We start from the raw sequence: 4,925 nt of genomic DNA, 5'->3' as shown, positions 1-4,925 counted from the left end.
CCGGTTTGCGCAAGAGAATCTCGAACTCAGAGCTGTCTTGTTCGAGCTCAGGGCTAATCCCGAGAAAACCTTGCGCGGAGCAGCCCGCAAGCGCAAGAGAATCTCGCGGAAAACCCTCAGGTCGAGAGAATCTTGCGCTGTCCGACCCACAAGCGCAAGAGAATCTCGAAACAAGCCCGTCACTGACGAAATCGGCGCTGGGCTACAGGACACCACAGGACGTGGAGAACGAGTATTATCGACAGCAGACGGCACAAGCCGTCTCACAGTAGAGACGGAACAAAAATCAGGCCACTTCACCCGGCGAAGACACCGAGGCCACACCACACACCACACAAACTGGCGAAGACTCTTTTTTGTTGTTTTCATCTGTTCCCGATGTATCTGATCAGTGTCATGATCAGTGTCATCCGAGTGTCTCATCCGCGAGGATGATGCCGCGGGAACGCTCCCGCCATTTCACTCCGACGTATGATGTCCTTTCCTGCTCGCTTTCCGTAGCCTCATAGGTAGCAGCCGGGGGAGCCGCCCCGGCACGCTTAGGAAAGCGAGGAACGAGGATGGAATACGATGTCAAGCAGGCCGCGGCATTCTCACCGGCACAGGCGGGTGCACGCCCGCAGTCCGTTCAGTCAGGCGGCCAATCAGGCAATCGAACCGTGTATCCGGCCGCCATCGAGGCGATCGATCTGGTCAAGGACTACGGCCGTGGCGACAACGTGGTCCATGCGCTGCGCGGCGTGAACGTGCGGTTCGAGCAGGGACGGTTCACCGCGATCATGGGTCCGTCCGGCTCCGGCAAATCGACGCTGATGCACACGCTCGCCGGACTCGACTCGGCCACATCCGGCCACATCATGTTCGACGGGTCCGACATCACGCGCATGGGCGACGATCAGCTCACCATGCTGCGACGCAACCGCATCGGATTCATCTTCCAAAGCTTCAACCTGCTGCCCATGTTCACCGCCGAGCAGAACATCCTCATGCCGCTGACGCTCGCCGGAGCGAAACCGGATCGTCGCTGGTTCCGCCAGCTTGTCGAAACGCTGGGATTGGCGGACCGTCTCGACCACCGTCCCAACGAACTGTCGGGCGGCCAGCAGCAGCGCGTCGCAATCGCGCGCGCATTGATCGCCAAGCCGGCCATCGTGTTCGCCGACGAGCCCACCGGCAACCTCGACTCGGTGTCCAGCGCCGAAGTGCTCAGCTTCCTCAAGCGCTCCGTCAGGGAACTCGGCCAGACGATCATCATGGTCACGCATGACGCGGTGGCCGCATCCTACGCCGATCGCGCGATCGTGTTCGCGGACGGGCGCATCGTCGCCGACGTGCCGCATCCGAACGCCGAACAGATGAACGAACTGCTTATGGCCGAGCGTGCCAGCGCCACGCGCTCCATCGGAACCGCCCGGCCCGCGTCGTCCGCGTCGTTCGCGTCGCCCGTACCGAATGCACCGAACGCAGCATCCGCCGTCGCGCCGAAGATCGCATCGAACGCTGCGCCGACCGCCTTCTGAGCGATACCGCATTATCGACACGATCAAGGAAGCTCCAAGGAAGCCATCATGTTCTCCATCACCATCAAACTCATGCGCAAAAGCGCGCGAATGCTCATCCCGGCAGGCATCGCCATCCTGATCGGCACCGCGTTCATCGCGGCGACGTTCCTGTTCTCCAATTCGATGTCGGATTCGCTGCGCAGTCAGATGACCGCATCCTATGCCGACGCGACCCACGTCGTCTCCCGCGACTCGAGCGTCGTCACGAATGCCGACGCCGCGCCCGAGACGCCCACCGTGGCGACGTTCAGACTCGACCGGATTCGCGCCGTCCACGGCGTGCGCGGCGTGCGCGCCGACACCAACGCATCCATCACCATCAGTGCGGACGGACGCAGCGTAACCGGCATCGCGATCGGCACCTCGCCGGACCGCAGCCTGCTGCCGGTCACGATCAGCCAGGGCGAGCAGCCGTCCGGCGACGACCGCATCGCCCTGCCGCAATCCGTCGCCAACGGGCTTGGCTTGAAGATCGGCGACAAGGTACGCGTCACCAGCGAACAGCAGAACACCAACGGCGAAACGGTGAATCGCCGCGCCGACGTGACCGTCAGCGGCATCACCGACGACCCCAAAGGCGCGTTCTCGTTCTACGGCGGCGGCTCGGTGCTCTCCGACAACGTCATCGCCCAGATGAACGGTGTCGCCGATTTCAGCCACGTCGTCGCCCCCATGCTGCTGCTCGACATCGACGGCGGCGACTCGGCGGCTGCGAGCCAGACCGTCGACGAGGTCAGGGGACTGCTGCCGAGCGGCTACACCATCGACACGCGAACCGCGATCGGCGACCGTATGATCGCCAACCTGGGCGCCGATCAAAGCACCAGCATCACCACCACGTTCCTGCTCAGCTTCGGCGTACTCGCCCTGTTCGTCGCCGCGCTCGTCATCGCGAACACGTTCCAGGTGCTCGTCGCACAGCGCCGGCGCACGCTCGCGCTGCTGCGCACGATCGGCGCGAAGAAAGGGCAACTGTATGCTTCGGTGGTCGCCGAGGCGATGCTGCTCGGCATGATCTCGTCGGTGCTTGGCGTCGCCGTGGGCATCGGGCTCATGGCTGCGGTCATCCACGGCGGCATGATGCGCATGCTCGGCGGAACCGTCGCGAATCTCATCCTGACCTGGCCGGTGTTCGTCGTGCCGATCGCGTTCGGCGTGATCATGACCGTGCTCGCCTCGCTGTCGTCCGCACGCACCGCCACCTCGGTCACGCCGTTGGAGGCGCTGCGACCCATCGAACTCGTCGACGCGGAACGTCACGCCGGCAAGGGGCGCGCCGTGATCGGCACGTTCATGCTCGTCATCGGACTCGTCGCAGCGGGATTCGCCGTCTGGCGGCTGCACGGGCTGATCGCCAGCGGCGCCATCGCCGAAACCGGCGGATACCCCAGTCTGCTGCTGCTCGCGATCGCCGGGGCGGCGGCCATATTCCTGGGATTGATGGTCACTGCGACGTTCTGGATGCCGCTGCTCATGCGCGGCATCGGCGCGCTGGTCGCCAGAATCGGACCAAGCGCGACGATTGCGAATTCGAACATCCAGAAGAATCCGCGACGCGTTGCCGCCACCGGAACCGCGCTGCTCATCGGCGTGACGCTCGTCTCCACGATCGCGACCGGCGCGGCCAGCGGCAAGCAGACCATGGGAGAGACGCTGGCGAACCGATACAGCGTTGACATGGCCGTCACCGGCGAGAAGCTGTCCGACAAGAACATCGCGCAGGCGGCGAAGATCCGCGGCGTGGAGTCGACGCTCTACGTGCCCACCGCCATCGCGACGATCGACGATCCGAAGGGCGACCAGATGAGCGTGCTGCTCATCGGCGTGCGCGACGTGAGCCAGCTCAAGGGCGTCATGCGCGCCGACTTGGACGGCGTGACGCTCGGCAACGACGAGATGCTGATCCAGACGTATCGCGGCGGCGACGGCGAACGGCTCGTATACGGCGACAAGCGGCTGAAAATCAGCGAATTCGAAGGATACGCCGGCATGCCATCCGATGCGGCGGGCACTGCGGATGCCGAAGATGCCGCGGGCGATGCCGGCGATGCTGGCAACGATCAAAGCGACACGAGCGCCGGCCGGATACGCGCCGGATTCGAGCTGACGCCGGTCAACGCCGACTTCCGCAACGTCTCCGCTGATCAGAGCGCCGTCGCGTTCGTCAGCGACACGCATTTCACTAACGGCGACATCACCGCCAGCGGCCATATGCTGCTGATGCGCGTCGATGTGGACAAGGCCGGAACCACGCTCTCCGACGTGTTCGAGCAGATGCAGAACACCTTCTCCTACGACACGGGCGCTGTAGTCACCGGATCGGTGGTAGAACGCGCGACATGGGAGACCATCATCGACAGCATGCTCAAACTGCTGATCGGACTGATCGCCGTGGCCGTGCTCATCGCGCTCATCGGCGTCGCCAACACGCTGTCGTTGTCGGTGATCGAGAGGACTCGTGAATCGGCGACATTGCGCGCCATCGGCATGACACGCGGCCAGCTGCGGCGTTCACTTGCAGTGGAGGCATTGATGCTGTCGCTCGTCGCCGGCGTCGCGGGCATCGTGCTCGGCACGTTGTTCGGCTGGCTGGGCTCCTACATGGTGTTCAGCCTGTACGGTGAGGTCGCGTTCCCCATCGACTGGACGATCAACGGCATCGTCCTGGCCGTGGCGGCCGTGGCTGCGCTCGTCGCCAGCGTCGCGCCCGCGCGTCGAGCGGTGGGGGTGCCGCCTGTCGAGGCACTCGCCGAAGCGTAGCTTCGTCGGTGCCTCGACAGGCGGCCTTCGCGGGCGCAGATAGCGCGCCCGCTCACCTCGCCTGCGGACAGTCCACTGGACTGTCCGCTTTACGGCTCGGTCCTATGATTGTGGGCTTCGCTTGCGCGAAGGCTCATGGTTTCCTTCACTCGACTGTCGTCTCGTTCAGGCCGAGCCTACGGGCAGTCCACTGGACTGTCCGTTTTACGGCTCGGCCTGTCAAAGCGCTGGCCGAAGCGTAGCTACGGTTGCATTATCCTATTGAGCGAACGAAATTCGGGAAAACAACGGTGATCTCCCGAATTTCGTTCACTGAGGCTGTCTGAGTGAACAAAATTCGGGAGCAATGGGCATTATTCCCGAAAAAAGATCACTGAGTCAACGGGAGCGCAAGTTATTCTCGAAGTGGCCGATGAGTTCGAGAAAACCTTGCGCGGGGAAGGTCACGTGGCGCGGGTTGGTCACGGGGTTCTGGGTTGGTCACGTGGCGCGGGTTTGGTCACGTGGCGCGGGTTTGGTCACAGGGAGCGCCACGCTCCCCGTGACCGGGGTGCGAAAACCTTGATATTGCAACGTTTCCGGCATGATGGTCACATGGCGCGC

The 4,925-nt window shown here is 63.7% G+C and carries 2 protein-coding genes; both read left to right on the top strand.

All coding sequences use genetic code 11. The features are described from left to right. Positions 1–560 precede the first annotated feature (560 nt). On the top strand, positions 561–1,520 hold the full coding sequence (locus EHS19_RS10260; protein ID WP_151917667.1) for an ABC transporter ATP-binding protein: 960 nt from the start codon (positions 561–563) through the stop codon (positions 1,518–1,520). A gap of 48 nt (positions 1,521–1,568) precedes the next feature. Then, positions 1,569–4,322, top strand: coding sequence for an ABC transporter permease (locus EHS19_RS10255; protein ID WP_151917666.1), 2,754 nt, complete (start codon positions 1,569–1,571; stop codon positions 4,320–4,322). The last annotated feature ends 603 nt before the right edge of the window (positions 4,323–4,925 follow it).

The organism is Bifidobacterium jacchi (assembly GCF_009078285.1).
GTDB classification, from domain to species: domain Bacteria; phylum Actinomycetota; class Actinomycetes; order Actinomycetales; family Bifidobacteriaceae; genus Bifidobacterium; species Bifidobacterium jacchi.
Note: the sequence above shows the minus strand (reverse complement) of the source record. Positions and strands in the feature narration are given on the sequence as shown.

Bases quoted from the DNA above. Each gene is read 5' to 3' on its own strand.
- EHS19_RS10260 (WP_151917667.1), top strand. From the start codon at position 561: ATGGAATACGATGTCAAGCAGGCCGCGGCATTCTCACCGGCACAGGCG.
- EHS19_RS10255 (WP_151917666.1), top strand. From the start codon at position 1,569: ATGTTCTCCATCACCATCAAACTCATGCGCAAAAGCGCGCGAATGCTC.